This window comes from Pararhodobacter oceanensis, assembly GCF_003076755.1.
GTDB classification, from domain to species: Bacteria; Pseudomonadota; Alphaproteobacteria; order Rhodobacterales; family Rhodobacteraceae; genus Pararhodobacter; species Pararhodobacter oceanensis.
Window position 1 is genome coordinate 247,674 of record NZ_QDKM01000003.1, and the last position, 24,945, is coordinate 272,618.

The following is a 24,945-nucleotide window of genomic DNA, read 5'->3' on the forward strand; positions in this document are numbered from 1 at the left end:
CCTAGCCTGCCCACAGCCCCCAGAGGATCACCAGCCACGCGACGCCTGCGGCGATCGCGGTTAGCGCCACACAGGCGCTGCCGCAGTCCTTGGCTTTGGCGGCCATCGGATGGGCCTCGGGGGCGATCATATTGACCACGGTTTCCACCGCGGTGTTGATCAGTTCGGCGGCCAGCACCAAGAGCCCGAGCGCAAGGATCAATGCGCGTTCCGGCGTGTCCAGCGGCAGGGCGAAAGCGGCGATTGCCGAGAGGATATTGGCCAGCACCCATTGCCGGAAGGTCGCCTCGCTGGCCCAAGTCGCGGTGACCCCGCGCCATGACCAGATCACGGTATTCGTAAAGCGGCGCATCTGCGCGCGCATCCATGCCAGCATCGGGGCCTCCCTCACCACTGCGGTAAGGAGTAAGCCCTGCGCGCACGCATGGGAAGCCGCTTTGAGGTGGCGTTCGCCGGTGGCTGCGTTTCGTAGGTCGCGGCGTTGAGCCGATTGCGGGGGCTTAGCTGTCGCTCTTGCCCTCGAGCGCGTCGATCCGTGCTTTCAGCGCTTCATTCTCTTCGCGGGCCTTTTGCGCCATGCCGCGCACCGCGTCGAATTCCTCGCGGGTGACAAAGTCGCGATCCGCCAGCCAGCGGTCCATCAGGCTTTTCATCGCCGTCTCGGCCTCGGTGCGCGCGCCCTGCGCCACACCCATCGCGTTGGTCATCAATTTCGACAGGTCATCGAAGATTTTATTGCCTTGCTGCATCTGACGCTCCTGTGATTGCTTGCGCAGTATATGGGGCGCGGTGGCGCCAATCGCAAGGTTGACTTCACCCCGTGGCCACGGGAAACCGGCAGCAACTGATCATAGGACCGCCATGCACGCCCTTATCGACTTTCCCTCGTTCCTGCGCCCCGAGATCTTCTCGCTTGATCTGGGCGGGTTCAGTTTTGCGCTGCGCTGGTATGCGCTGGCCTATATCGCGGGGTTCGTGATCGGCTGGCGGGTGATCCTGCGCACGCTGCGGCGTCCGACGCTCTGGCCGGGATTAGAGGCACCGATGCGCGGTGAACAGGTTGAGGCGCTGCTGACATGGATCATCATTGGCGTGATCCTTGGCGGGCGGCTGGGGTTTGTGCTGTTTTACCAGCCGGCGTTCTATCTGGCGCATCCGGCGCAGATCCTGCGGGTCTGGGAGGGCGGCATGTCGTTCCACGGCGGTCTGGCGGGGGCGACACTGGCCGGATTCTGGTTTGCGCGGCGTAAGGGCATCGCTGCCTCGGCGCTGGGTGACGCAATGGCGATGGTGATTCCGATCGGGCTGGGGCTGGGGCGGTTGGCGAATTTCATCAACGCCGAGTTATGGGGCCATCCGACGACGCTGCCTTGGGGGGTGCGCTTTCCGGGGTCCGGTGGTCTCTGCCCGCAGGACTGGCCCTATGAATGCGCCCGCCATCCGACGCAGCTGTATGAGGCCGGGATGGAAGGACTGCTGCTGGGTCTGGTGATCTGGTGGCTGGTGACACGGCGCGATGCGCTGCGGATGCCCTGGCTGGTCACCGGCGTGTTTCTGGCCGGTTACGGGCTGGCGCGGATGATTGTCGAGATCTGGCGTATGCCCGATGACCAGTTCCTCGCGGCTGATCCCGCGGGCTATGTGGTGCGGCTTGGGGATATCGGGCTGACCATGGGCCAGACGCTGAGCCTGCCGATGGTGCTGATCGGGGCGGCGCTGATCATCCATGCACGGCGGCGCGGGCCACAATGACTCCGCTCGCCGATCTGATCACACGGCGGATTGCCAAGACCGGCCCGATGACGCTGGCGGATTATATGACCGATTGCCTGCTGCATCCGGCGCATGGCTATTACGCGACGCGCGATCCCCTGGGGCGTCAGGGCGATTTCACCACCGCGCCCGAGATCAGCCAGATGTTCGGCGAACTCTTGGGGCTGTGTCTGGCGCAAAGCTGGCTGGATCAGGGCGCGCCCGACACCTTCACACTGGCCGAGCCGGGGCCGGGGCGCGGCACGCTGATGGCGGATATCTGGCGCGCGACCGCTGGCGTGCCGGGGTTCCATGCGGCAGCGCAGATCCATCTGATCGAGGCCTCACCGGTGCTGCGCGAAGTGCAGGGCGAGGCATTGCGCGGCCTGCCGGTGACGTGGGCCGATACGGTCGAGGCGCTGCCCGAGGACCGGCCCCTGTTCCTGATTGCCAACGAGTTTTTCGATGCGCTGCCGATCCGCCAGTTCCAGCGCGATGGCAATGGCTGGCGCGAGGTGGTGGTCGCGCTGAATGAGGGCGCGCTGACGCTGGCGCTGACCGAGCCCACGCCGCTGGCCGATCTGCAGCACCGGCTGGCGGATACCGAGGACGGCTATATCGTCGAGACCCGCGCCGCCGCCACGCCACTGATGGCGGCGATCAACCGGCGTATCGCGCGGCAGGGCGGCGCGGCGGTGATCATTGATTACGGCGATTGGCGCAGCCATGGCGATACGTTTCAGGCGCTGGAGGATCACGCCTTTGCCGATCCGCTGGCAAACCCCGGCAATGCCGATCTGACCGCGCATGTGGACTTCGAGGCGCTGCGCCATGCGGCCCCCGATCTGACCGCCTCGGCGCTGATGCCACAAGGCGCGCTGCTGGCCGCTTTGGGGATCGAAGCCCGCGCCGCGCGACTGGCCGAGCGGCTGACAGGTGCGGCGCTGGAAAACCACGTCAAGGCATTTGAACGCTTGACGCAACCGCAGGAAATGGGAACGCTGTTCAAAGCGCTCGCCTTGGTTGCGCCGGGATCACCGCTGCCGCCGGGGTTTGCGCCGCATGTTTCGCCCGCCACCCCCGCGCCCGCCACTCCCGCGCCCGATGCACCCACCCCAGACGAGCCCCGATCATGACCTTGGAAATCCTCACTGCAGATGCGCTTGCCCCGGTGCGCCACGGGTTTTTCACCCGTCGCGGCGGCGCCTCCTCGGGGATTTTCGCGGGGCTGAACTGCGGCGCCGGCTCCTCGGATCAAAGCGAGGTGGTGACGATCAACCGCAGCCGCGTGGCGCAGGCGATGGATGTGGCGCCCGACGCATTGGTCGGCGTGCACCAGATCCATTCGGCGGATGTGAAGGTGATCGAATCAGCCGGCGCGCAGGGCAAGGCCGACGCGATGGTTTCGGCCACGCCGGGGCTGGCCTTGGGCGTGTTGACCGCCGATTGCATGCCGGTTTTGCTGGCCGATGCCGACAACGGGGTGATCGGCGCGGTGCATGCGGGCTGGCGCGGGGCGATCTCGGGCATCCTCGAGGCGACGCTGGAGGCGATGGTCGGATTGGGCGCCGCGCGCGACCGGATCGCGGCGGTGATCGGGCCTTGCATCAGCCAGCGCGCCTATGAGGTGGGACCGGAGTTTTTAGAAGACTTCATCGCTGATGACCCTGAAAACACAAGGTTTTTCGCAGGCGGCAAGGGCGACCGATACCAGTTTGACCTGCCGGGTTACGGGCTGATGCGGCTGCGCGAGGCGGGGGTCGGCCATGCCGAATGGACCCGTCATTGCACCTATTCCGATGCTGCGTTGTTCTACTCTTTCCGCCGCTCGGTGCATGAGCGTGAGGCGGATTACGGGCGGCTGATCTCGGTGATCCGCCTGTAACGCGTGCCTTACCCGCTGGCGCCAATGTCGCGGTGATTTCTTATCCTTGCCGCTTTATCGCCGCATTTGCCAGACAGTCTGAAGGCTCGCCGAGCGCCATCTGGCGCGGTTCTGAAAGGTCAGTCTGATGAGCAAAGCATCGCGTTGGAGCCAGTGGGTCATCGCCGAGAGCGCCGATCCGCGCATTCAATTGCCATGGACCGCAAGCGAGCGTCTGCGCCGCGACGCGCGTCTCTCGTCGGGCCGTGCATTTCGTGGCGGTAAGGCGATCCTGTCGCTGACCCTGCCCCGCAGCGAGCCCCCGTCCCAGCCGCTGCACTAACGGCGCCGCAACACTCCACACATGATGATATCCGGTATGTAGCGGCCCTGCGCTGTGCGGCGTCACCGCTGCACAGGCCGTCACGCCCGGCGTTATAGGCGTCTGCGGGCGGCCAGCGCGGCGGAAATCGTGCCGTCATCGAGATAATCCAGCTCGCCGCCCATCGGCACGCCCTGCGCCAGCGCCGAGACCTGCACGCCCGTGGGCGCCAGGGCTTCGGCGATGTAATGCGCGGTGGTCTGCCCGTCGACGGTGGAGTTGAGCGCCAGAATCACCTCTGTGATCGCCTCGTCACCAATGCGTTGCACCAGATGCGGGATGCGCAGCGCCTCGGGGCCGATGGAATCCAGCGCCGAGAGCGTGCCGCCGAGCACATGATAGCGGCCGGAAAACCCGCCCGCGCGTTCCATCGCCCAGAGATCCGAGACATCCTCGACCACGCAGAGCACGCCGGTGGCGCGTTTGTCGGCGGCGCAGATCGGGCAGACCTCATGATCCGAGATATTGCCGCAAATCCGGCAATCGCGCGCCGTCGCCGCGACGCTGACCAAGGCCTGCGCCAGAGGCTCCATCACCACGCTGCGTTTGCGCAGAAGATGCAGCACCGCGCGCCGCGCCGAGCGCGGGCCCAGCCCCGGCAAACGCGCCATCAGCGCAATCAGCGCCTCGATCTCGCCGGGCGCATTCGCCATGTTTACAGACCCGGCAGGTTCATATCGGCAGGCAGGCCCATGCTCTCGGCCAGTCTGCCCATCTCTTCCTTTGAGCGCTCTTGCGCCCGCGACTGCACGTCCTTGATCGCCGCCAAGATCAGGTCTTCGACGACCTCCTTGTCCTCGGCGCTGAAAATCGACGGATCAATGGTCAAACCGGTGAGCACGCCCTTGGCATTGGCGGTGGCTTTGACCAGACCGGCGCCGCTTTCGCCCTCGACCATCAGCGTGTCGAGCTCCTCTTGCAGCGCCGCCATCTTGCCCTGCATTTCCTGCGCGGCTTTCATCATCTTGCCCATGTCGCCAAGGCCACCGAGACCGCCCAAACCCTTCAGCATTTCATCGCTCCTATCGCGTTTCCTTGCCCTGTAGATAGGGTGCGCCGGCGGCTATCGCAACCGCCGCGGCGCCCGCTGTGCAGGGCTGGTTCAGTAATCCTCGAAGGGATCCCATTCATCCTCGACCTCGGGCAGGGCGGCATCGGCGATCTCGGTCGCCGTTTCCACCGGCGGCACGAATTCGCGGATTTTGGCCTTGGGGAATGCCTTGAAAATCGCCTGCACCAACGGGATTTCCTTGGCCTGTGCCTCGCGGGCAAGGCGTTCGGCGTCCTGCACCTCGGCGATGGTGGCGCCGCCGCCCTGCGCGATCGACACCGCCCAGCGCACCCCGGTCCAGGTCTGCAACCGCCCCGCCAGACGCGCCGCCAGATCGGCGGGGGCGCGCTCGGTCGGTTCGAATTCAATGCGGCCTGGGGAATAGCGCACGAGGCGGAAGTTGGTCTCGATCTCGGTGCGCAACACCATATCGCGGCGCAGTTTGATCAATTCGAGGACATTATCAAAACTCGCATAGGCGGCCAGCGGAGAGAGCTCCCCTGCCAGTGCCGCCTGCGCGCCGCCACCGCCGCCCGAGGGGGGGCCGCCGCGCCCCATCGCATGGACACCGCCTTGACCGCCCGCGGCCTGCCCGCCGCCATTGCCGCCACCCTGTGGCCCGGGCGCGCCGCCGCCCGGGTTCGGCGGCGGCGGGGTCTCTTGCAGTTTGCGGATCAATTCATCCGGTGTCGGCAGATCGGCGACATGGGTGATGCGGATCACCGCCATCTCGGCGGCCATCATCGCATTCGGCGCCTGCGCGATTTCTTCCAGCGCTTTCAACAGCATCTGCCACATCCGCGCGAGGATGCGCAGGTCCAGTCGCGATGCCAGATCGGCACCGCGGGCACGCTCGTCCGGCCCGATGGTCGGATCTTCGGCGGCGGCGGGGGTGATTTTGATCACGCTCACCCAATGGGTGATCTCGGCGAGATCGCGCAGCACCGCCACCGGATCGGCGCCATCGGCATATTGCGCCGCCAGTTCCTCAAGCGCCGCCGCGGTGTCGCCGCGCAGGATCGCCTCGAACAGATCAAGCACCCGCCCGCGGTCCGCCAGCCCCAGCATTGCGCGCACCTGATCGGCGCCGGTCTCGCCCGCGCCATGGCTGATCGCCTGATCCAACAGGCTCATCGCGTCACGCACCGAGCCCTCGGCGGCGCGGGTGATCAGCGCCAGAGCCTCACCGTTGATCTGCGCGCTTTCCAGACCGGCGATCCGCTCGAGATGGGCGATCATCACCTCGGGCTCGATCCGGCGCAGGTCAAAGCGCTGGCAACGGCTGAGCACGGTCACCGGCACCTTGCGGATTTCGGTGGTGGCAAAGATGAATTTCACATGCGGCGGCGGTTCCTCAAGCGTCTTGAGCAGCGCGTTAAAGGCGCTGTTCGAGAGCATATGAACCTCGTCGATGATATAGATTTTGAACCGCGCACTGGCGGCGCGGTAAGCGACCGAATCAATGATCTCGCGGATATCGCCGACGCCGGTGCGGCTGGCGGCGTCCATTTCCAGCACATCGACATGGCGGCCTTCGGTGATCGCGGTGCAATGCTCGCAGACCCCACAGGGCTCGGTGGTCGGCCCGCCCTGCCCGTCGGCGCCGATGCAGTTGAGGCCCTTGGCAATGATCCGCGCGGTGGTGGTTTTGCCGGTGCCGCGAATGCCGGTCATCACGAAGGCATGGTGAATGCGGTCGGCGGCAAAAGCGTTCTTGAGGGTGCGCACCATCGCCTCTTGCCCGATCAGATCGGCAAAAGTCTCGGGCCGGTATTTGCGCGCCAGAACCTGATAGATTTCGCTCATAATATTCCTCTACCGCGCAACAGTAAGCAGCCCGCCTGCCAGCGTCCAGCCGTGCCCCTGTCATCTGTCCAAAAATATCCACGGGGGTGCCAAGGGGGTGCGTGCACCCCCTTGGGCGGGTGCAGGGTGGCAACCCGCGCGGGATGAGGGGGCTCGATGCCCCCGAGGCCCGCCCCTAACAGTGCCTAGACATCCTCACCGCCGACCCGCAGCACCAGTTTGCCGATATGTTGCGAGCTTTCCATCCGCTCATGCGCCGCTGCCGCCTCATCGAGCGGGAACTCGCTGTCGATCACCGGTGCCACACGGCCAGAAGCCAAAAGCGGCCAGACCTCGCGCTCGAGAGCTTCGGCAATCGCGGCTTTGGCGGCGCCCGATTGCGGGCGCAGGGTCGAGCCGGTGATGGTCAGCCGCCGCGCCATCACTTGGGCGAAGTTCAGCTCGACCTTGGGGCCGGTCAGAAAGGCGATTTGCACCAGCCGCCCGTCATCGGCCAAGGCTTTGACGTTGCGCGGCAAATACGAGCCGCCGACCATATCGAGGATCAGATTGGCGCCGCCCTCGGCCTTGAGGATCTCGGTGAAATCCTCTTCGCGGTAGTTGATCACCCGCTCGGCGCCCAGCTTCGCACAGGCATCGCATTTCTCGGCGGATCCGGCGGTGGCAAAGACCCTTGCGCCGCGCGCATTGGCCAGTTGGATCGCGGTTGTGCCGATGCCGGAGCTGCCGCCATGCACCAAGAAGCGCTCACCCGCTTGCAACCCGCCACGGTCGAAAACATTGGTCCAGACGGTGAAAAAAGTCTCGGGCAGGCAGGCGGCGGCGCGCAGGTCCATACCCTCGGGCACCGGCAATGCATGGGCGGCGGGGGTGGCGACATATTCGGCATAGCCACCGCCCGGTAGCAGTGCGCAGACGCGGTCGCCGATCTTCCAGCGGGTGACGCCGGGCCCGACCTCTGCCACCACACCGGAGGCTTCGAGCCCCGGCAGGTCCGAGGCGCCCGGCGGCGGCGCATAGGCACCGGCGCGCTGCAAAGCATCGGGGCGGTTGACGCCGGCATAGGCGGTCTTGATCACGATCTCGCCGACATTGGGCACCGGCACCGCGCGGCTGGCAGGTTTCAGAACCTCCGGCCCGCCGGGTGTCGAGATTTCCATCACGCGCATCATATGGCCCATCCGTTTGCTCCTTTCAGGATCTGCGCGCAGCATAGTCGCCCCGCGCGACGGCGCAACCAGATCGGGCGGCGCAGGTGCCGCCGGATCCGGCGCAGGCGGATTGGCTCAGGCGCTGGCGGCCCAGTCGAAATAGAGCTCGCGGGCGCGTTTCGAGAGGCCGGTCTGGGTCAATTCGCGGTCCTCGAACTTGGCGACCGGCATCACTTTGGCGATATTGCCGGTGGCAAAGATTTCCTCGGCCTTGTGGAAATCCTCGACCGAGAGCGTGCATTCGACGACTTCGACACCGTCCGCGCGCAGCAATCCGATCACCCGCTGGCGGGTCAGCCCGTTGAGGAAGGTGCCGTTGGGTGCGGGCGTGAACACCACCCCGTCGCGGACCAAGAACACGTTGGTCGAGGCGGTTTCGGCGACATTGCCCTCATAATCCCGCGACAGAGCGTTGGAAAACCCGCGTTTGCGCGCATCGGCCATGATCCGCCCGTTATTGGCATAGAGCGAGGCGGCTTTGGCCTCGGTCAGCGCCATATCGGGGCGGGGGCGGAAATAGGGCGAGACGGTCAGCGAGAACTCACCGACGGTGGGCATCGGCAGGGTCTCGATGCAGAGCGCGAAAGCGGTCGAGGCAGGATCGAGGTCGATCAGGCCCGGCGTCGAATCCACCGCCCACATCATCGGGCGCAGGTAGAGTTCGGCATCGGGGGCGAACATCTTGCAGCCCTCCTCCAGCAGCCCCTGCACGGTTTCGCCATCGACCGGCGCGACCATCCCCATCGCCTCGGCGGATTTGACGATGCGTGCCGAGTGCAGATCAAGGTCGGGGCGGCGGCCATCGAACTGGCGCGCGCCGTCGAATACGCCCGAGCCGAGCCATGCGGCATGGTCTGCGGCCCCGATCACCGGCACATTGCCGCGATGCCATTTGCCCTCAAACCATGTTGCGATTTCTTTGCCGACTGCCATTGCGCCCTCCATTGATTGCCGCGGGATGTAGCCAAGCGCGGTGAAGGCGTCAACGCTAGCGTGGTGGCGCCGCGGCGTCCTAGGAGCGACTGCCCCCCGGCAAGGGCTCGCTTTCTGCGGGTTTGCGCAGGCTTTCCAGCAGCTTGAACGGCAGGCCAATGGTATTGCGCAGCACCGGCGAGGCTTTGATACGGGCCTTGGATTGCTCGAACTGCATGACATTCTCGATCCGGCGATCAAGGAAATCCCAAGTGTCCGCCTGATCCTCGCTGTCATCACCAAGCCAATAGAGCACCGTCGAGGAATAGACCGCCGAGAGGATCGCGCGTTTGGAATACCAGTTGCCATCCTCGGAGGTGTCGCCGAGCGCGGTCCAGATCGCATCGGCGGTGTTCCACATGGCGCGCGCGGCTTCGGGGGCGTTTTGCGGCAGTGCCATCAGCGTGGCGGCGCGGCGCACCAATTCGCGGTCGGCGGCCTCGAGCCTTGCGCGCAGGGCAAAGATCACCCGCGCGCGGTAACGCATTGCGTCGAGATCGGCGGCGGTGAGCGCGGCCAGCATCTGCGCATCGCCGCGCCGGTGATAGGCCAGCGCCAGATCCAGCCCGCCGCGCGGAAACAGCGCCTTGGCCATGGCAAGGGTTTGCCCCTGATCCTCGGCGGCGGCGGTCAGCGTGGCCTCGGACCAGCCGTCAAAGGGCACATGATCCAGCGCGGCGTCGAGAATACCATCGGCGGCGTTGGCGGTCTTGGCAGAGTCTGTATTGGCGGAGTCAGTTGCGGGCATGACACGGGTTTCCCTTGTTGCTTACATTAGATTTAGGCCCCTCGCGGCGAAAACCCAAGCCCGAAGCGGTGATTGCCGCCGATCCGCGGGCAAAAGCGATTCAACCGTGGACAAAAGCGCGGCGGCTTGCTAAAGGGCAACCTCCTGCACTTCATGAAACTCAAACTTAGAAAGGTGGTGAAAACCACATGCAGGTAAGTGTTCGCGACAACAATGTCGAACAGGCTCTTCGTGCCCTGAAGAAGAAACTTCAGCGTGAGGGTGTCTTTCGCGAAATGAAGCTCAAGCAGCATTTCGAGAAGCCCTCGGTCAAGAAAGCCCGTGAGTCCGCCGAAGCGGTCCGCCGTGCGCGCAAATTGGCACGCAAAAAGGCGCAGCGCGAAGGTATGCTCTGAACCAGGCATTCGCCGTTTGGCAAATGATATAACCCCCCGCGCCCTGTGGCACGGGGGGTTGTTTTTTGCCGTCCCCACCCGCAGGCGCAGGGGCTTACATGTCGATGGTTTCGGCCAGTTCGATCGAGCCCGAGCCATCCATCACCATCGGGCATTTCGCCGCAATTGCCTTGGCGGCCTCGAGACTGGCGGCATTGATGATCGAATAGCCCGAGACCGGATTGGCGCCGCCATCCGCCACCGCGCCCTTGGCGGTGATCGTATGCGACTGGCCGACGGGATTGCCCGCATCGACCACATCCTGCCCGATGCTTTCGAACCATGCCTGCCATTGGGCCATGGCTTTGGCGCCGTCTTCGGGCGTGTCGGGGGCTTTGCCACCGTGGTAGACCAGCAGATATTTCGCCATATTCTCTCTCCCTCTGTGATGCCCTTTCAGGCGTTAACGGCGGCGTCGAGCTTGCGCAGGGACGAGGTCCAGCCGCGGTTATGCTGCTCTGCCGCTTCTTTGGAGGACAGTCCGCGATGCGTCATCACAAAGCGCGTGCCCCCGTCTTCTTCGGTCAACTCAATGGTGACATGGCTCTCGTCGCCGCGGGCGTCGTTTTCATCGTGCCAGCCCCAAGTGAAGGCGACGATATTGGGCGGGTCGAGTTTGGTCACCTGCCCCGAGACTTTGAACCGCGCGCCGTCCTGGTTGATCATGGTGGAATCCCACGGGCCTTTGGCGGTGAAATCCAGATGCCCCTCGCAGCGGGCGATGCCTTCGGGCCCCCACCAATCCGCCAGATGTTCGGGCTGGGTGACGATCTCGAAGACCCGCGCGACGGGGACTTTATACAGGCGTTCAAACCGCAGGTCATCAGTGCGTAGGGCTTCAGTCATCACTATGCTCCTCAAGGGCGATTAGGGCGTCTAGGCGGGACAGGCTGCCCTGCCAGAAGGCGCGGTGCGACAGGGTCCAGAGCGCGATGCGGCGCATCGACTCGGGCGCGACGGAATAGAGGCGGCGCTGGCCCTCGACGCGGCGCTGCACGAGACCGGCTTTGTGCAACACGCCGAGATGGCGCGAGACCGCGGGGGCCGAGACCGCGAACCCCTCGCTCAACGCCCCCGCCGGGACCTCGCCCTCGCGCGCCAGCCGGTCGATGATCGCAAAGCGGATCGGATCGCCGAGGGCGGCGAACTGGCGGGCGATTTCGGCGTTGCCGGTTGCGTGGTCTGTGGCGTCGCTGTTTAACATATTTGTTAATTAACCGTTCGCGCAATCAAAGGCAAGAATTTTTACCCCGCCGATTTTGGGCAACAGCTTTTTTGCCCACAAACACCGGCTGAAACCGCTGGTGCATTGACGCAGGCGGCGGCCTGTCGGAGAAAGATCAGGGATTGATCGAGAGAATATGCCGCAAACACCACCGCCGCACCGCCTGCGCATCCTGATCGTGGCCGAGAATGCCTCGGCGGAATTCGGCGGCGAGGCGATCCTGCCGCTGAAGTATTTCACCCTTCTGGCGGAGCGCGGGCGCGAGGTCTGGCTGATCACCCACGCCCGCAACCGCGCGCATCTGGAGGCGGATTTTCCCGAGCTGGCGGCGCGCATCACCTATTCGCCCGACACCCGTCTGCACCGGCTGCTCTGGCGTGTCGGCAGGCGCTTTCCCGGCGCGATCCGCGATCACCTGTTCGGCAATCTGATGGGGCTGGTGACCGGTCTGCAACAGCGTCGGCTGGCGCGGGGTCTGGTGCGTGCGCAGGCGATTGACCTGCTGCACCAGCCGATTCCGGTCTCGCCCGCCGCGCCCTCATTGCTGCATGGGCTGGGGGTGCCGGTGGTGATCGGGCCGATGAATGGCGGGATGAATTACCCGCCCGGCTATGCGGATTTCGAGAGCCGCGCGGCGCGGCTGTTCGTGCGGCTGGCGCGGCCGATGGCGGGGCTGGTCAACCGGCTGATCCCCGGCAAGCGCCGCGCCGCGATGCTGCTGGTGGCCAATCGCCGCAGTGCCGAGGCGCTGCCGCTGCGCCATCCGAATGTGGTGGAACTGGTCGAGAATGCGGTGGATTTCGACTTTTGGCCGAAGCCGCGCAAACGCAAGCTCAACACCGGCGCCTTCCGGCTTGTGTTCATGGGGCGGCTGGTGGCGCTGAAGGGGGTGGCGCAGACATTGGAGGCGCTGGCGCAGGTGCGCGCCACCCATCCCGAGCGCGAGATCACGCTGGATATTCTGGGCGACGGCGAAGAGCGCGCGGCGCTGGAGGCGCAGGTCACGCGGCTGGGGTTGGCAGAGGCGGTGCGGTTTCACGGCTTCCTGCCGCAGCGCGATTGCGCGCGCCACCTGCAAGACGCCGATGCGCTGGTGCTGGCGGCGCTGCGCGAATGCGGCGGCGCGGTGGTGCTGGAGGCGATGGCGATGGGTCTGCCGGTGATCGCCAGCGACTGGGGCGGACCGGCGGATTATCTGGATTCGACCAGCGGGATACTGGTCTCGCCGGTGCCGCGCGCCAGCTTTGTGCCGCGTCTGGCCAAGGCGATCACCCGCTTGGTCGATGCGCCGGAACTGGTGCAGGATATGGGGGCGGCAGGGGCCAAACGCGCGCGGCAAGAGTTCGACTGGCAGCGCAAGATCGACCGCATCGAGACCCTCTATGACCGCGCGATGGACGGCCCGCCGCGCAATGGCGGCTAGAGGTCGAGCGCGGTGGTTTTGACCACGGTGCGCAGCGCAAACGAGCTGTGCATCTGCGCAATCCCCGGCAGCCGCGCCAGATAGCGGCGGTGGATGCGGGCGAAATCCTCGGTATCCTCGACCATCAGTTTGATCAGGTAATCCGCGTTCCCCGCCATCAGGTGGCATTCCAGCACATCGGGGATTTTCGCCACCCCTTTCTCGAAGGCGTCGAGCACCTCGTCGGATTGGCTGGAGAGGGTGATTTCGACAAAGACCGTCGCCGGCCTGCCGATCTTGCGCGCATCCAGAAGCGCCACATAGCCCGAGATATAACCGTCGTGCTCCAGCCGCTGCACCCGCCGGTGACAGGCCGAGGGCGAGAGGGAAATCCGCTCGGCGAGATCGGCATTGGAGATCCGGCCTTCGGTCTGCAGGACTTTGAGGATGCGGCGGTCGGTCGTGTCTAGCTGCATTGCAGCGCAACTTTCTGCGAGGAATTGAATGTTTGGGCGAAGACTCTTGCGTGATTACGCCGGATTTGATGGAAGAATTCAAGGACCTGTCGCAAAATATGCGCGATTGTGGACCACCCAGCGCCATCAGCCCCCAAGACCAACAGCCAGCAACCGGAGACCAGAATGCAGATCGGATGCCCGAAAGAGATCAAACCGCAGGAATTTCGCGTCGGCATGACGCCGGCGGCGGCGCAAGAGGCGGTGGCGGCGGGGCATACGGTGATCGTCGAGCGCGGCGCCGGTCTGGGCGCGGGGTTTACTGACGAGGATTACCGCGCGGCGGGGGCCGGGATCGTCGACACGCCCGAAGAGATTTTCGCCAGCGCCGAGATGGTGGTAAAGGTGAAGGAACCGCAGCCCGCTGAGCGCAGATTGCTGCGCGAGGGGCAATTGCTGTTCACCTATCTGCACCTTGCGCCCGATGCGGCGCAGACCCGCGATCTGTTGGACAGCGGTTGCACGGCGATTGCCTATGAGACGGTGACCGACCGCAACGGCGGGCTGCCGCTCTTGGCGCCGATGTCCGAGGTCGCCGGGCGGCTGGCGCCGCAAGTGGGCGCATGGACGCTGCAAAAGGCCAACGGTGGGCTCGGTGTGCTCTTGGGCGGAGTGCCGGGCGTGCGACCGGCGAATGTGGTGATCGTCGGCGGCGGCGTGGTTGGCACCGCGGCGGCGCGGGTGGCGGTGGGGATGGGGGCGAATGTCACCGTACTCGACCGGTCGATCCCGCGGATGTCCTATCTCGATGACGTGTTCATGGGCCGGTTGACCACGCAATTCTCCACCGCCGCGGCGCTGGCCGACCTGCTGCCCTCGGCGGATCTGGTGATCGGCGCGGTGCTGATCCCCGGCGCGGCGGCGCCGAAACTGGTCAGCCGCGCGCAGCTCTCCACCATGCAGGCGGGGGCGGTGCTGGTCGATGTGGCGATTGATCAGGGCGGCTGTTTCGAGACCTCGCGCGCCACCACCCATGCCGACCCGATTTATGAGGTCGATGGCGTGATGCATTACTGCGTGGCGAATATGCCCGGCGCGGTGGCGCGGACCTCGACGCAGGCTTTGGGCAATGCGACGCTGCCGTTTTTGATGGCGCTGGCCAATAAGGGCTGGCGCAAGGCCTGCGCCGATGATCCGCATCTGCTCAACGGGTTGAATGTGCATGCGGGGCAAGTGACTTACGCGGCGGTCGGCACAGCGCTGGGCCTGCCCAGCATTGCCGCCAGTGAGGCGCTGAAATCGTGAAGGTCGGCGCTTACGGCTCGGCCCGGTAGCGCGCCTCGAGCACGTCAAACGGCACGCCCGGTTCGTTCTTGGCGCCGCGAATGACCAGCGAGGTTTTCACGCTGTCCACGTTATCGGCGGCCAGCAGATCCTCGGTCAGGAAGGACTGGAAGGTCGAGAGATCCGGCGCCACGCATTTGAGGATGAAATCAATCTCGCCGTTGAGCATATGGCACTCACGCACCAGCGACCAGGCGCGGCAGCGGTCCTCGAAGGCGCGCAGATCGGCTTCATTCTGCCGGTGCAGCCGCACCATGGCAAAGACCTGCACCTCGAAACCCAGCTCGCGCACATCAACGCGGGCGTGGTAGCCTTGGATATAGCCCGCCTCTTCCAGCGTGCGCACACGGCGCAGGCAGGGCGGCGCGGAAATTCCCACGCGTTTGGCCAGCTCGACATTCGTCATCCGGCCGTCAGCCTGAAGTTCCGCAAGAATCATGCGATCAATTGGGTCAAGTTTGGCGCCGGCCATGGCGGGTAGTCTCCGTTCTAGATTGCGCTTATGTATGCGCGATATGGGTTGCGCGCAACATTGTTTCGCGGTTCAGCAATATTTATTCGCATTGTTTTTCGGTTTTGCGCCACCGGATCGCGCCGCGCGCTCGGCCCCGGCCATACCCGTCAGCATCCGCCGCTTGCCATGCCCCGCCGCCTGACGATAGGAGCAATCAACCCCTTGCAGATCGCCCCGTGGCGCTTACATGCGAGGAAATGAATATTTAAGGAGCCTGACATGCCCGCCACCACCGAATCCGCCACCCATTCCCGTGTTCTGATCATCGGCTCCGGCCCCGCCGGTTACACCGCCGCCGTCTATGCTTCGCGCGCCATGCTCGAGCCGGTGCTGGTACAGGGGATGCAGCCCGGTGGCCAGCTGACAATCACCACCGATGTGGAAAACTGGCCCGGCGATGCCTCGGTGATGGGGCCGGACCTGATGCTGCGGATGGAGGGGCACGCGCGCGAGATGGGCACCGAGATCATCACCGATGTGATCACCGAATTGGACCTCTCGAACCGCCCGTTCACCGCGCAGTCGGATAGCGGCACGGTCTATACCGCCGATGCGGTGATTCTGGCGACCGGCGCACAGGCGAAATGGCTGGGCCTGCCGTCCGAAGAGAAGTTCAAGGGCTTCGGGGTTTCGGCCTGTGCGACCTGTGACGGGTTCTTTTACCGCGGCAAAGAGATCGTCGTCGTGGGCGGCGGCAATACCGCAGTCGAAGAGGCACTCTTCCTGACCAATTTCGCCTCGAAGGTCACTCTGGTGCACCGCCGCGACAGCCTGCGGGCCGAGAAAATCCTGCAGGACCGGCTGTTTAAGCATCCGAAGATCGAGGTACTCTGGGATCACGAGGTGGTCGAGATCGAGGGCACCGAGATGCCTTTGGGCGTCACCGGCGCGAGATTGCGCCATGTGGACACGGGCGCCGAGCAGACCCTGGCTTGCGACGGGTTCTTTGTTGCCATCGGCCATGCGCCGAGTTCGGAACTGGTGAGTGAGCAGCTGAAAATGCACTCGGGCAACTATGTCTGGGTCGAGCCGGGCAGCACCCGCACCTCGATCCCCGGGGTATTTGCCGCCGGCGATCTGACCGATGACAAATACCGTCAGGCGGTGACCTCGGCAGGCATGGGCTGTATGGCGGCGCTGGACGCGGAAAGCTTCCTTGCCGCGCAGGAGTGATCACGGGCGTGGAACGTTGAGATGATGTTCCGCACTGGCGTGGCGGCCGTTGCTTTGCGATGGCTGCCACAGGCCAAGGGGCGGATCGGCGCGGTTTTCACCTGCACCGCGCGTTAACGCACGATCACCTCTAGCGGGTCATACAGGAGCCCTGCCCCCTCCCCAAAGGCGATCTCGGGCAGGCTGTCGGGTTTGAAGCGCAACCCCTCCAATTCTGCGCGCGTCACCCAGCGGTGGCGATTGACGATCCCCTCGGGGTCCGCATGCGCCGCGATCTCCGCGCGCCCCACCACCTGCGCGTGGAAATAAAGATCGACCTGATGAAAGCCGCTTTCGGGGTCGTGGAATTCATTGACCAGGCAGGGCGCGCCGATCCGCACCGCAAGGCCGGTCTCCTCGAACACCTCGCGCGCCAGATTGTCATGCAGGGACGCACCGCGTTCGACGCCGCCACCGGGGGCGCACCATAGATCGCTGACCTCGCCCGGATAGGCGTTGACGATCAACAGCCGCCCCTCGCGCATGATCACCGCCCGCACCGCCAGCCGCGGTCCGCCTGTCATGTCTTCTCCCGCATCATCCTGACCCCTCGCGTCATCGTGTCCTCCGCAGCGCTCTGCGCAGATCATGCCCACTTCTACTCGCCTCTCGCCCTGCCTATACTACGGGAATGCGCATCTTGACCATTCTCGCCCTCTCCCTCGGCCTCGCCGCCCCCGCAAGCGCGGATTGCGTGGTGCTGCTGCACGGGTTGGCGCGTTCGGATGCCTCGATGCGGGTGCTACAAGAGGTGCTGGAGTTCCACGATTACCGCGTGATCAACAATGGCTACCCCTCCGAGGATGCCGGTATCCATGACCTCACCCATCACGTCGGCACCGCCGCCGCCGCCTGCGGGCGCGAGCGGTTGCATTTCGTCACCCATTCGCTGGGCGGGATTCTGGTGCGCGCCTGGCTGGCCGAGGGGATCCCCGACAATCTGGGCCGCGTGGTGATGCTGGCGCCGCCCAACCACGGCTCCGAGATCGTCGATACGCTCAGCGAGGCCGAGCTGACCCGCGATATCCTCACCTGGCTCAACGGTCCCGCCTCGCAAGAGCTGGGCACCGGCGCGGATTCCGTGCCCAATAGCCTGCCGCGGGTGAATTTCGAACTCGGGGTGATTGCCGGCGATGTGGCGATCAGCCCCTTGGGACCGATCATCATTGACGGGCCGAATGACGGCACCGTCTCGGTGGCGAGCACGCGGATTGCGGGGATGCGCGATCATATGGTGATCAACGCCTCGCATACGCTGATCATGAACAATCCGGTGGCGATGGCCGAGGTGCTGGAATTCTTGCGCAACGGGGTGTTTGACCACGGGATCACCCTGCCCGCCGCGATCCGCAAATTGCTCCGCCGCTAGGCCCTGCCGCGGTGCATTGAACATGCTTTGCAACCGCCGCACCCCGACACCAGATATCGTATCCTAGGCCCCACGCTGCAGCCCCCACTTTCGGCCCCCACTTTATGCCCCAAATATCCCGGGTGAATGCGCGCAGCGCAGAGGGCAGAGCCCTCAAACGCAAGGATGGGCGTGACCGCGCCGCTTGCGGCGCAGTCTCATTTTAACAGCTCGGATTAACAGGTCAGACCCATTCCCATGACACGGTAAAGGTGCCCATCAGATCCTCGACCTGTTCCTTGTCGACATCGCCTGTGGCGGTGATCCGTGCGACCAGCCCGCGGCGTTTTTCGTCGATCACCTCTTCGACCTTCACAGCCAGTTTCTTCTTCTCGAAGGTCTCGTTGAACACGCGGGTGATCGCCAGACGGCGCAGGTCGGGTTTGAACACTTTGCCAACCGCGGTTTTGGGCAGTTCCGGCAGCACTTCGACATGTTTGGGGATCGCCGCGCGTTCCGGCACGCGGTCCTTGGCGTGGTCCAGAAGCTCGCGCCAAGTGGCCGTCGCGCCGTCGACCAGTTCGACATAGACGCAGGGCAATTCTCCGGCCACCTCATCGGGCTGCCCGATGGCACCGGCAAAGGCGACCTTGGGATGGCTGAGCAGCGCCTCTTCGATCATCGCCGGATCAATATTATGGCCGCCGCGGATGATCAGATCCTTGGCGCGGCCGGTGATCCACAGATAGCCGTCGGCATCGACCCGTCCCAGATCGCCGGTGCGCAGGTATTTGCCACCCGCATAAAGCCCTTTGTTCTTGCGCGCGTCGGTATAGGTATGACCCGGCCATGTGCCCGGATTGGCAACGCAGATTTCGCCGACCTCATCGACACCGCATTCCTTGAGGATCTCGCCCTCGGCATCGCATTGCAGGATTTTCACATCGGAATACGGAAAGGGGATGCCCACCGAGCCGACTTTCTTCTCGCCATCGGCGGGGTTGGCCGAGACCAGACAGGTCGCTTCGGTCAGCCCGTAGCCCTCGACAATCGCCACGCCGGTGATTTCCTCGAAGCGGCGGTAAATCTCCAGCGGCAGCGCCGCCGAGCCCGAGAAACCGGCGTTCAGCGTCGAAATATCGGCGTTCACCTTGCGCTGCATCAGCGCCGAAAGCGCGGTTGGCACGGTGATGATAAAGGTCGCCTGCCAGCGTTCGACCAGTTTCCAGAAATTGTCGAACACCCCGTCACCGCGGTAGCCTGCGGGCGTCGGGAAGACCACATGGGCACCGGCGCAGACCGCCGACATCATCACCGGATAGGCGGCGAAGACGTGGAACATCGGCAGCGGGCAGAGCACCGTGTCTTCCGAGCCCATCAGCAGCGAGCCGCCGAGCCAGCCGTTATACAACAGCCCCGAGGCGCGGTGCTGCGCGACCTTCGGCACGCCGGTGGTGCCGCCGGTGTGGAAATAGGCGCAGACCCGATCCTCGCCGCGCTGCTCGAAACTGAGCTGCTGGTCCGAGTGTTTGGCCATCTCGGCGCTGAAACTGATCACTTTCGCCGTGTGATGCACCGGATTTTTCGGCCGCACCAAGGGCACGATCCAGCTTTTGGGCGGGGTCAGATAGCGGTTGAGGTCGATTTCCAGCACATGTTTGACATCGGGCGCATTGGCCACCGCCTCGGAGACTTTCTGCGCGACATCGGTTTTCGGAAAGGCGCGCAGGGTGACGACGACTTTGGCCTTGGTCTCGCGCAGAATACCGGCGATTTTCTCGGGCTCCAGCAGCGGGTTGATCGGGTTGACGATGCCCGCGGTCATCGCGCCAAACAGGGTGATCACCGACTCGTTGATCGTCGGCAGGATAAAGGCAACGGTGTCGTCTTCGCCAACGCCCAGCGCGCGGAACATATTCGCCGCCTGGGTGATTTTCGCGTGCAGTTGCGTCCAGGTGAAAGTCTCGGCCTTGGCCCCGTCATCCGAGAACATCTGGAAGCTGATCGCATTGCATTTGCCGTGCAAATGCCGCGTGCGCGCGATCTGGTCATAGACCGAGACCGGGATATCGCGGTCTTCCCAGGTCATCTCGTTCTGGATGCTGTCGCGGTCGGCGACATTGGCAAATTTGAATTCCATTCTATTCCTCCCTGCGCATGTTTTTACAGCGCTGTTCGGTCCAGAATGCCCGTTTTGCCAGACCTATGCAATCTACCCGCCGCCCTGCCGCAGCGTCGTTTTGTGCTGGATTGGCGCCCCCTTGGCGGGGGCGCTTGGCTCAGGCCGGTTCGGCGTCGAGCCCGTCGGTGAATTGCAGCCGCGCCAGCCGCGCATAAAGCCCGCCCTGCGCCACCAATTCGGCATGGGTGCCCTCGGCTGCGATCCGGCCCTGGTCAAAGACCACGATCCGGTCGGCCTTGCGCACGGTGGCCAGACGGTGGGCGACAACCAGCGTCGTGCGCCCCTCGGAGAGCCGGTCCACGGCGGCCTGCACCAGCCGCTCGCTTTCCGCATCCAGCGCCGAGGTCGCCTCGTCAAGCAGCAGCACCGGCGCGTCGCGCAGGATCGCGCGGGCAATGGCGATCCGCTGTTTCTGCCCACCCGAGAGCATCACCCCGCGTTCGCCCAATTCGGTGTCATAGCCATCCGGCAGCGCGGTGATGAAGTCATGCGCAGCGGCGGCCAGCGCGGCCTCTTCGATCTGCGCGTCAGTCGCCTCGGGGCGGCCAAAGCGGATGTTCTCGCGGGCGGTGGTGGCAAAGATCACCGGATCCTGCGGCACCAGTGCCATCGCGCCGCGCAGGTCGCTGCGGGTCAGATCGCGCAGGTCGATCCCGTCGAGGGTGATCGCGCCCTGCTGCGGGTCGTAAAACCGCATCAGCATCTGGATGATCGTGGTTTTCCCCGCACCCGAGGGGCCGACCAGCGCGATGGTCTCGCCCGGTGCGGCGCGCAGGGTGACGCCGTCGAGCGCCGATTGCTTGGGCCGCGAGGGGTAGTGGAACTGCACATTCTCGAAGGCGACAGCACCCTTGACCGGTGCGGGTAGCGCCTGCGGGGTGGCGGGGTCGCGGACGGTGTCGACCGCCTCCATCAGTTCCATCAGCCGTTCGGTGGCACCGGCGGCGCGTTGCAACTCGCCCCAGATCTCGGACAGCGCGCCGACCGAACCGGCGACCAGCACCGAATAGATGACGAATTGCACCAATTCGCCGACCGACATCAGCCCTTCGCGCACATCCAGCGCGCCGATCCACAAGACCCCGACGATACCGGCGAAGACCAGCGAAATGATGATCACCGTCATCGCCGCGCGGGTCATGATGCGGATCATCGCCACGTCAAAGGATTTCTCGGTGACCACGTTGAAAGCCTCGGTCGAGCGCCCCTCATGGGTAAAGGCCTGCACGGTTTGCGCCGCGCCCAGCGCCTCGGAGGCATTGCCCGACGACGCCGCGATCCAGTCCTGATTTTCCTTGCTCAACCGCCGCAACCGCCGCCCGAGCACCACAATCGGCACGATCACCGCAGGCACCAGCAGCAGCACGAGGCCGGTCAGCTTGGGCGAGGTCAGCGCCAGAAGGGCCAGCCCGCCAATCAGCATCAGCACATTGCGCAGCGCCACCGAGACCGAGGAGCCGACAATCGACTGAATGAGCGTGGTGTCGGTGGTCAGCCGCGAGAGCACCTCGCCGGACATGATGCGCTCATAAAACGCCGGTGACATGGTGATCACGCGGGCAAACAGCGCCTTGCGGATATCGGCCACGACCCGTTCGCCCAGACGGGTGACGAGGTAATAGCGCAGCCCGGTGCCCGCCGCGAGCAAAGCGGCAAGGCCCAGCGCGGCGGCGAAATACTGGTTCAGCTCGGGCAGATCGCCGGTGCCGAACCCGTCAACCACGCGGCGCACCGCCAAGGGCAGAGACAGCGAGACGCTGGCGGTCAGCACCAGCGAGATCAGCGCGCCGATCAGCAGCTTCTTGTAAACCTTGAGGAAAGGCCAAAGGCCGCTCAATGCTCCGACCTTGCGCGAGGGCGTGCGGTCTTCGGTGTTCGCGACATCTGTCATGCTGGCCTACCCGTTCAAATACAGGTCCCTCATGTAGGCGAGCCGCCCGCTCTACGCAAGAAGTGGGCGGCCCGTCATCTCGTCGCAGGTGGGATGGGGCTCAGCAGCCGCGGGCGGAAAACCGGTAGTGGAAGGTCGCGCTCCATTCGCCGTTGCTGACCTGACCATGGGTGTCGATCAGCCGGTCGACGGGCTCGAACCCGCCGTAGCCGACCCAATGGCCATTGGCAGGCAGGGCGAAACAGGCGCCTTCATTGACATGCACATCGGCATTCATCGCGTGGCTGACATGGACAAACATACAGTGCCGCCGCCCCGAATTGCTGCGCGCCCGAAACTCGCGCGCGACCGGCACATCATGGACGTAGTGATAGCGGCTTTGCAGCATCACATCGACGCCGTGGCTGGTGTAATGCCGGTGGTCCTGCCACGCGCCCGGCGTCGCTTGGGCATGCGGATCGGGAATGCGGTCGGCCAAGGCAAGGGTCGGCAGGGTGGCGAGGGTCGAAAGGGAGGCCGCGAAAACAGCAATGGTAAAGGTTTTAAACATCATACGCTCCTGAAAATGGACAGACACTCATCAACGCCTTGAGCATAGCACAGCGGGTGAGTCGCGCCTAACCGCGGCTGGGGAAAACGCGGGTTTTGGCGGCGTCTGGCAAGCTGTTTTGCTTGAGTGAACGCGGCTAGAGGGTTGATTGCGCGGGGGGATTCTGGCGGCGGGAATTGAGGATTGGCGGGGTGCGCTATGTGCTGCGGGCCTGCGCGAAAACCCGCGTGTTCACGCGCCGGTTTCGCATTGGTGATCGCGCGGGCGCTTGTCGGGATCGGCGCTTCAAGGCAGGCTGGGCGCAGATCTATCCCGCGCGGGACGCTACGCATTTTCCGTCTTGCCCCCTGTTCAGCCACCGGAGTTTTCCCATGTCATATCTGCCCCGACGCCTTCGCCGCCGTGTCGCTCTGGCCCTGAGCGGGCTGGTCTTTGCGCTGCCGCTCTCGGCCGAGACCGCGATTCAGGGGGTGACGCTTTCGACCGCCGGTCTGGCGATGATCGAGGCCAGCGGCATGATGGGCGAGGCGCCGATTCGCCTGTCGGTGGCGCGTGACGAGATCGACGATTTCCTCAAAAGCCTCTGGGTGCTCGATCCGGCAGGCGCGGTGCCCTATGTGACGCTGACTGGTCCGGGGTCGTTTGAGGATAGTTTCGCGCATCTGCCCTTTGGTCCGCAGGATGTCACCGATCCGGCGCGGCTGATGTCGACGATGATCGGCGCACCTTTGCGGGTGCAGCGGCGGGGCGAGGTCTGGGAAGGGTTGAACATGGGGGTCAACCAGCGGCCCTGCGAGTTCGGCCCGTGCAATGTGCTCAACCTGCAGGGCGAGGACGGGGCGCTACAGAGTTTCGTGATGGATGACGCGCTGAGCGTGCAATTCGCCGATGCCGCCGATCAGGCCACGCTGACCTCGGCGCTGCGGGCCTGGCGCGGTTCGGCCAATCCGCGTCGTGTCGAGGTGTCTTTGGGGTCTGACGCGGAAGAGGCGCGCGAGGTCGGGCTGGTTTATTTGCAGAACGCGCCCTTGTGGCGCACCGCGTGGCGGGCGGTGGATACTGCCGAGGGCATCCGCTTGATCGGATGGGCGGTGGTCGAGAACACCACCGGCATTGACTGGCAGGACATCGAGTTGACGCTGGCCACCGGCGCGGTGCGCGCAATCGAGGCGCGGCTTTACGAGCGCCGCTATGCCCAGCGCGAACAGGCCGGGGATGCGATGCCGCCCGCCCCCGCGCCGGTGCGGGCGATGGCGATGGGCGCGATTGCCGCCGAAACCTATGAGCGTTCGGAAAGCATGGCGGATAGCACCGCCTCGGTGCAGGTTGTGGCCGATGATGGCGAGAGTTTCAGCCGCTTCACCCTGTCGACGCCGGTGACGCTGGCGGCGGGGCAAATGATGAGCGTGCCGTTCCTCTCCGAGATGATGCCCGACGCGCGGCTGACCCTGCACCGCGGGCGCTCGGGGCAGAGCCATCCAGCGATTGCGCTGGCGCTGGAGAACCCGCTGCCCCTGCGCCTGCCTGCGGGGGTGTTGACGCTTTATGAGGACGGGCGCGGCCATGCCGGTGACGCGGTGATCCCCGAACTGGCGCCGGGCGCCACCGAGATCATCGAATTCGCCCGCGATACCGCCGTCGAGATCCGCGAGGAGGCGGCGAATAGCGAGACGGTGCGCGAGATGCGGCTGTCGAACGGGCTACTCTATGTCACCGAGGATCTGGAGCGCCGCCTGACCTACCGCATCGAGGGCGCGCCGGATGCCGACCGCGAAATCACCATTGATCACCCGCGTTACGCCGATTGGACGGTCTCGAGCACACAGGGCGCCGAAGAGCGTGCCGATGCCTGGCGCTGGGTGGTCTCGGTTCCGGCGGGTGAGCGTGCCAGTCTGACGGTGACCGAGCGCCAGCCGAGACTGCGCCGCGTCGGGCTGATGGATATTGACCTCAACACGCTGGCCTTCTGGGAGTCGCGCTCGGTCGATCCGCAGATCCGCGCGCTCTTGGCCGAACTGGCGGAGTTGCGCGGGCAGATCAGCGAGGCGGAAACCGAGCGGCGGCGTTTGGCCGAGGAGATCCAGAGCGCCGAGCGTGAGCAGTCGCGGCTGGTCAATCTGATCGTGCAACTGGGTGATGACAGTCAGGCGAACCGCGGCCGCCGCGCGCGGGTGGATGCGATCGACGCCGAGATCGCGCAGGCGCAAGAAGAGCGCGAAGCGGCGGCGGCGCGGGTGACAGCGCTGCGCGCGCGGATTGCGGAGCTGATCGGGGCGTAGGGCGCGGGGTGCCTCGGGTTGCAATGGTGCAGGGGTGCGCAGAGGGACGCGCCTGACCCTGGGTGGGCGCCGTGCCCTTACCACGAGGCGTTGTGCTTGAAAGCGGCAATGTCGGGTGAGCAGCAACCATCATCGCCACTGCGCCCTCCCATGGGGAGGGTCGGGCGCGGCCCGGCGGTGCCGCCGGGCGGGACGGGTGGTTGGTGGTGTGGCATAATCGGATGACAGACGCGCAGGACTGCGGACAATCGTTGACGCTAAGCACAGAGGGCCGCGGCCGAGCCTGGGTGGGCGCCGATGCCGCCTGAGCGACGTGCCACGCT

General features: G+C 65.1%; 27 protein-coding genes. 10 read left to right on the top strand and 17 right to left on the bottom strand.

The annotated features are described in order from the left end of the window. Position 1: 1 nt before the first annotated feature. On the bottom strand, positions 2-376 hold the full coding sequence (locus DDE20_RS08705) for a diacylglycerol kinase (RefSeq protein ID WP_116558091.1): 375 nt from the start codon (positions 374-376) through the stop codon (positions 2-4). Between the two features lie 124 nt (positions 377-500). Further along, positions 501-749, bottom strand: coding sequence for an accessory factor UbiK family protein (locus DDE20_RS08710; protein ID WP_116558092.1), 249 nt, complete (start codon positions 747-749; stop codon positions 501-503). Positions 750-861: 112 nt separating this feature from the next. Between DDE20_RS08710 and lgt the strand changes: the two genes are divergently transcribed. The 4 genes from lgt to DDE20_RS08730 all read left to right on the top strand — a co-directional run bounded on the left by lgt (position 862) and on the right by DDE20_RS08730 (position 3,959). Next, positions 862-1,752, top strand: a complete 891-nt coding sequence (lgt, locus tag DDE20_RS08715; RefSeq protein WP_116558093.1) for a prolipoprotein diacylglyceryl transferase — start codon at positions 862-864, stop codon at positions 1,750-1,752. Continuing rightward, positions 1,749-2,888, top strand: coding sequence for a class I SAM-dependent methyltransferase (locus DDE20_RS08720; RefSeq protein ID WP_116558094.1), 1,140 nt, complete (start codon positions 1,749-1,751; stop codon positions 2,886-2,888). The genes lgt and DDE20_RS08720 overlap by 4 nt, the downstream gene beginning before the upstream one ends. Beyond that, positions 2,885-3,637: a peptidoglycan editing factor PgeF gene (pgeF, locus tag DDE20_RS08725; protein ID WP_116558095.1), complete on the top strand. Its 753-nt coding sequence runs from the start codon at positions 2,885-2,887 to the stop codon at positions 3,635-3,637. Before DDE20_RS08720 ends, pgeF begins: the two co-directional genes overlap by 4 nt. A 127-nt stretch (positions 3,638-3,764) precedes the next feature. After that, on the top strand, positions 3,765-3,959 hold the full coding sequence (locus DDE20_RS08730) for a hypothetical protein (protein WP_116558096.1): 195 nt from the start codon (positions 3,765-3,767) through the stop codon (positions 3,957-3,959). Between the two features lie 92 nt (positions 3,960-4,051). On the opposite strand, the gene recR is transcribed toward DDE20_RS08730, so the two are convergent. The 6 genes from recR to DDE20_RS08760 form a co-directional block, all read right to left on the bottom strand. Continuing rightward, positions 4,052-4,651: a recombination mediator RecR gene (recR, locus tag DDE20_RS08735; protein WP_116558097.1), complete on the bottom strand. Its 600-nt coding sequence runs from the start codon at positions 4,649-4,651 to the stop codon at positions 4,052-4,054. A 2-nt stretch (positions 4,652-4,653) separates the two neighbouring features. Beyond that, positions 4,654-5,010, bottom strand: a complete 357-nt coding sequence (locus tag DDE20_RS08740; protein WP_116558098.1) for a YbaB/EbfC family nucleoid-associated protein — start codon at positions 5,008-5,010, stop codon at positions 4,654-4,656. Between the two features lie 90 nt (positions 5,011-5,100). Continuing rightward, positions 5,101-6,855: a DNA polymerase III subunit gamma/tau gene (locus DDE20_RS08745; protein WP_116558099.1), complete on the bottom strand. Its 1,755-nt coding sequence runs from the start codon at positions 6,853-6,855 to the stop codon at positions 5,101-5,103. 185 nt (positions 6,856-7,040) lie between these two features. Further along, on the bottom strand, positions 7,041-8,036 hold the full coding sequence (locus tag DDE20_RS08750; protein ID WP_116558100.1) for an NAD(P)H-quinone oxidoreductase: 996 nt from the start codon (positions 8,034-8,036) through the stop codon (positions 7,041-7,043). 105 nt (positions 8,037-8,141) lie between these two features. Continuing rightward, on the bottom strand, positions 8,142-8,999 hold the full coding sequence (locus DDE20_RS08755) for a branched-chain amino acid aminotransferase (protein ID WP_116558101.1): 858 nt from the start codon (positions 8,997-8,999) through the stop codon (positions 8,142-8,144). 79 nt (positions 9,000-9,078) lie between these two features. Next, positions 9,079-9,786, bottom strand: coding sequence for a COQ9 family protein (locus tag DDE20_RS08760; protein WP_116558102.1), 708 nt, complete (start codon positions 9,784-9,786; stop codon positions 9,079-9,081). A gap of 188 nt (positions 9,787-9,974) precedes the next feature. Between DDE20_RS08760 and rpsU the strand changes: the two genes are divergently transcribed. Next, positions 9,975-10,181 (top strand): 30S ribosomal protein S21, encoded by a 207-nt coding sequence (gene rpsU, locus DDE20_RS08765; RefSeq protein ID WP_116558103.1) that lies wholly within the window; start codon positions 9,975-9,977, stop codon positions 10,179-10,181. Positions 10,182-10,275: 94 nt separating this feature from the next. Here the strand turns inward: rpsU and DDE20_RS08770 are convergent, their stop codons facing one another. From DDE20_RS08770 to DDE20_RS08780, 3 genes are read right to left on the bottom strand one after another with little or no spacing between them, the layout of a single operon-like run. Next, positions 10,276-10,590, bottom strand: a complete 315-nt coding sequence (locus tag DDE20_RS08770; protein ID WP_116558104.1) for a YciI family protein — start codon at positions 10,588-10,590, stop codon at positions 10,276-10,278. A gap of 26 nt (positions 10,591-10,616) precedes the next feature. Continuing rightward, entirely contained in the window at positions 10,617-11,066 is a 450-nt protein-coding gene (locus DDE20_RS08775) for an SRPBCC family protein (protein WP_116558105.1), read from the bottom strand. Continuing rightward, the gene (locus DDE20_RS08780; protein ID WP_116558106.1) at positions 11,059-11,424 is read right to left on the bottom strand and encodes an ArsR/SmtB family transcription factor; all 366 of its coding nucleotides are present in this window, start codon (positions 11,422-11,424) and stop codon (positions 11,059-11,061) included. Before DDE20_RS08780 ends, DDE20_RS08775 begins: the two co-directional genes overlap by 8 nt. A 157-nt stretch (positions 11,425-11,581) precedes the next feature. Between DDE20_RS08780 and DDE20_RS08785 the strand changes: the two genes are divergently transcribed. Beyond that, positions 11,582-12,868, top strand: coding sequence for a glycosyltransferase family 4 protein (locus DDE20_RS08785; RefSeq protein WP_205961642.1), 1,287 nt, complete (start codon positions 11,582-11,584; stop codon positions 12,866-12,868). Here the strand turns inward: DDE20_RS08785 and DDE20_RS08790 are convergent. After that, positions 12,865-13,323, bottom strand: coding sequence for an Lrp/AsnC family transcriptional regulator (locus tag DDE20_RS08790; protein ID WP_116558107.1), 459 nt, complete (start codon positions 13,321-13,323; stop codon positions 12,865-12,867). The genes DDE20_RS08785 and DDE20_RS08790 overlap by 4 nt on opposite strands. Positions 13,324-13,488: 165 nt before the next feature. On the opposite strand from DDE20_RS08790, the gene ald reads away from it, so the two are divergent. Further along, complete coding sequence (gene ald / locus DDE20_RS08795) at positions 13,489-14,607, top strand: alanine dehydrogenase (RefSeq protein WP_116558108.1); 1,119 nt, start codon at positions 13,489-13,491, stop codon at positions 14,605-14,607. A gap of 10 nt (positions 14,608-14,617) precedes the next feature. Here ald and DDE20_RS08800 read toward each other — a convergent pair whose 3' ends face one another. Continuing rightward, entirely contained in the window at positions 14,618-15,118 is a 501-nt protein-coding gene (locus tag DDE20_RS08800) for an Lrp/AsnC family transcriptional regulator (RefSeq protein WP_116558109.1), read from the bottom strand. A gap of 261 nt (positions 15,119-15,379) precedes the next feature. Here DDE20_RS08800 and trxB point away from each other — a divergent pair, with 261 nt between their 5' ends. Continuing rightward, complete coding sequence (trxB, locus tag DDE20_RS08805; protein WP_116558110.1) at positions 15,380-16,333, top strand: thioredoxin-disulfide reductase; 954 nt, start codon at positions 15,380-15,382, stop codon at positions 16,331-16,333. Positions 16,334-16,446: 113 nt separating this feature from the next. On the opposite strand, the gene DDE20_RS08810 is transcribed toward trxB, so the two are convergent. Then, a complete protein-coding gene (locus DDE20_RS08810) occupies positions 16,447-16,896 on the bottom strand; it encodes an NUDIX domain-containing protein (RefSeq protein WP_116558111.1) in 450 nt (149 codons plus the stop codon). Positions 16,897-17,003: 107 nt separating this feature from the next. On the opposite strand from DDE20_RS08810, the gene DDE20_RS08815 reads away from it, so the two are divergent. Further along, the gene (locus DDE20_RS08815; protein ID WP_116558112.1) at positions 17,004-17,741 is read left to right on the top strand and encodes a lipase family protein; all 738 of its coding nucleotides are present in this window, start codon (positions 17,004-17,006) and stop codon (positions 17,739-17,741) included. Between the two features lie 223 nt (positions 17,742-17,964). Here DDE20_RS08815 and DDE20_RS08820 read toward each other — a convergent pair whose 3' ends face one another. The 3 genes from DDE20_RS08820 to DDE20_RS08830 all read right to left on the bottom strand — a co-directional run bounded on the left by DDE20_RS08820 (position 17,965) and on the right by DDE20_RS08830 (position 22,343). Continuing rightward, complete coding sequence (locus DDE20_RS08820) at positions 17,965-19,860, bottom strand: acyl-CoA synthetase (protein WP_116558113.1); 1,896 nt, start codon at positions 19,858-19,860, stop codon at positions 17,965-17,967. Positions 19,861-19,999: 139 nt separating this feature from the next. Next, positions 20,000-21,793, bottom strand: coding sequence for an ABC transporter transmembrane domain-containing protein (locus DDE20_RS08825; RefSeq protein WP_116558114.1), 1,794 nt, complete (start codon positions 21,791-21,793; stop codon positions 20,000-20,002). Between the two features lie 100 nt (positions 21,794-21,893). Next, entirely contained in the window at positions 21,894-22,343 is a 450-nt protein-coding gene (locus DDE20_RS08830) for a hypothetical protein (RefSeq protein ID WP_116558115.1), read from the bottom strand. A gap of 371 nt (positions 22,344-22,714) precedes the next feature. On the opposite strand from DDE20_RS08830, the gene DDE20_RS08835 reads away from it, so the two are divergent. Continuing rightward, positions 22,715-24,622: a hypothetical protein gene (locus tag DDE20_RS08835; RefSeq protein ID WP_116558116.1), complete on the top strand. Its 1,908-nt coding sequence runs from the start codon at positions 22,715-22,717 to the stop codon at positions 24,620-24,622. The last annotated feature ends 323 nt before the right edge of the window (positions 24,623-24,945 follow it).

Coding starts and splice junctions, on each gene's coding strand:
- DDE20_RS08705 (WP_116558091.1), bottom strand. CDS start 376: ATGCTGGCATGGATGCGCGCGCAGATGCGCCGCTTTACGAATACCGTG.
- DDE20_RS08710 (WP_116558092.1), bottom strand. CDS start 749: ATGCAGCAAGGCAATAAAATCTTCGATGACCTGTCGAAATTGATGACC.
- lgt (WP_116558093.1), top strand. CDS start 862: ATGCACGCCCTTATCGACTTTCCCTCGTTCCTGCGCCCCGAGATCTTC.
- DDE20_RS08720 (WP_116558094.1), top strand. CDS start 1,749: ATGACTCCGCTCGCCGATCTGATCACACGGCGGATTGCCAAGACCGGC.
- pgeF (WP_116558095.1), top strand. CDS start 2,885: ATGACCTTGGAAATCCTCACTGCAGATGCGCTTGCCCCGGTGCGCCAC.
- DDE20_RS08730 (WP_116558096.1), top strand. CDS start 3,765: ATGAGCAAAGCATCGCGTTGGAGCCAGTGGGTCATCGCCGAGAGCGCC.
- recR (WP_116558097.1), bottom strand. CDS start 4,651: ATGGCGAATGCGCCCGGCGAGATCGAGGCGCTGATTGCGCTGATGGCG.
- DDE20_RS08740 (WP_116558098.1), bottom strand. CDS start 5,010: ATGCTGAAGGGTTTGGGCGGTCTCGGTGGCCTTGGCGACATGGGCAAG.
- DDE20_RS08745 (WP_116558099.1), bottom strand. CDS start 6,855: ATGAGCGAAATCTATCAGGTTCTGGCGCGCAAATACCGGCCCGAGACT.
- DDE20_RS08750 (WP_116558100.1), bottom strand. CDS start 8,036: ATGGGCCATATGATGCGCGTGATGGAAATCTCGACACCCGGCGGGCCG.
- DDE20_RS08755 (WP_116558101.1), bottom strand. CDS start 8,999: ATGGCAGTCGGCAAAGAAATCGCAACATGGTTTGAGGGCAAATGGCAT.
- DDE20_RS08760 (WP_116558102.1), bottom strand. CDS start 9,786: ATGCCCGCAACTGACTCCGCCAATACAGACTCTGCCAAGACCGCCAAC.
- rpsU (WP_116558103.1), top strand. CDS start 9,975: ATGCAGGTAAGTGTTCGCGACAACAATGTCGAACAGGCTCTTCGTGCC.
- DDE20_RS08770 (WP_116558104.1), bottom strand. CDS start 10,590: ATGGCGAAATATCTGCTGGTCTACCACGGTGGCAAAGCCCCCGACACG.
- DDE20_RS08775 (WP_116558105.1), bottom strand. CDS start 11,066: ATGACTGAAGCCCTACGCACTGATGACCTGCGGTTTGAACGCCTGTAT.
- DDE20_RS08780 (WP_116558106.1), bottom strand. CDS start 11,424: ATGTTAAACAGCGACGCCACAGACCACGCAACCGGCAACGCCGAAATC.
- DDE20_RS08785 (WP_205961642.1), top strand. CDS start 11,582: ATGCCGCAAACACCACCGCCGCACCGCCTGCGCATCCTGATCGTGGCC.
- DDE20_RS08790 (WP_116558107.1), bottom strand. CDS start 13,323: ATGCAGCTAGACACGACCGACCGCCGCATCCTCAAAGTCCTGCAGACC.
- ald (WP_116558108.1), top strand. CDS start 13,489: ATGCAGATCGGATGCCCGAAAGAGATCAAACCGCAGGAATTTCGCGTC.
- DDE20_RS08800 (WP_116558109.1), bottom strand. CDS start 15,118: ATGGCCGGCGCCAAACTTGACCCAATTGATCGCATGATTCTTGCGGAA.
- trxB (WP_116558110.1), top strand. CDS start 15,380: ATGCCCGCCACCACCGAATCCGCCACCCATTCCCGTGTTCTGATCATC.
- DDE20_RS08810 (WP_116558111.1), bottom strand. CDS start 16,896: ATGACAGGCGGACCGCGGCTGGCGGTGCGGGCGGTGATCATGCGCGAG.
- DDE20_RS08815 (WP_116558112.1), top strand. CDS start 17,004: ATGCGCATCTTGACCATTCTCGCCCTCTCCCTCGGCCTCGCCGCCCCC.
- DDE20_RS08820 (WP_116558113.1), bottom strand. CDS start 19,860: ATGGAATTCAAATTTGCCAATGTCGCCGACCGCGACAGCATCCAGAAC.
- DDE20_RS08825 (WP_116558114.1), bottom strand. CDS start 21,793: ATGACAGATGTCGCGAACACCGAAGACCGCACGCCCTCGCGCAAGGTC.
- DDE20_RS08830 (WP_116558115.1), bottom strand. CDS start 22,343: ATGTTTAAAACCTTTACCATTGCTGTTTTCGCGGCCTCCCTTTCGACC.
- DDE20_RS08835 (WP_116558116.1), top strand. CDS start 22,715: ATGTCATATCTGCCCCGACGCCTTCGCCGCCGTGTCGCTCTGGCCCTG.